Source organism: Paenibacillus albiflavus (genome assembly GCF_004344915.1).
GTDB lineage: Bacteria > Bacillota > Bacilli > Paenibacillales > NBRC-103111 > Paenibacillus_AM > Paenibacillus_AM albiflavus.
In genome coordinates this window covers 1-467 of the sequence record NZ_SKFG01000067.1, presented here as the reverse complement: position 1 = coordinate 467, position 467 = coordinate 1, and the positions used below count along the sequence as shown (strand labels likewise).

Here is a 467-nt window from a genome sequence, read left to right as displayed (position 1 = left end):
ATATGAAGTTTAAATGGTGGGCCCTAGTGGACTCGAACCACCGACCTCACCCTTATCAGGGGTGCGCTCTAACCAGCTGAGCTAAGGGCCCTCAAAGTTCTCGTAGTCGAAAACATAAGGTTATTTACTTTAAACCCACTAAAGTGGATTCGCTTGGCAACGTCCTACTCTCCCAGGATCCTTCGATCCAAGTACCATCGGCGCTGGAAGGCTTAACGGTCGTGTTCGGGATGGGTACGCGTGGTTCCCTTCCGCCATCGTCACCAAACGAATATTCTGAAGTTACCAAACTTCAGATGGCTTAAAACTCTTGAAAGGTTCTTGCCCCTTCAAAACTGACAACGAGTGAAGAAGTTTTGCAGATAATCTGCATATTTGAATGTCTTCGTTGCAGAAGACGATTCTCCATAGAAAGGAGGTGATCCAGCCGCACCTTCCGATACGGCTACCTTGTTACGACTTCACCC

General features: G+C 48.0%; 1 tRNA gene and 2 rRNA genes. All 3 read right to left on the bottom strand.

The annotated features are described in order from the left end of the window. Positions 1–14 precede the first annotated feature (14 nt). A tRNA-Ile gene (locus E0485_RS24380) sits at positions 15–91 on the bottom strand. A 60-nt stretch (positions 92–151) separates the two neighbouring features. Beyond that, a 5S ribosomal RNA gene (gene rrf, locus E0485_RS24375) occupies positions 152–268 on the bottom strand. 143 nt (positions 269–411) lie between these two features. Next, positions 412–467, bottom strand: a 16S ribosomal RNA gene (locus E0485_RS24370); the annotation flags it as partial.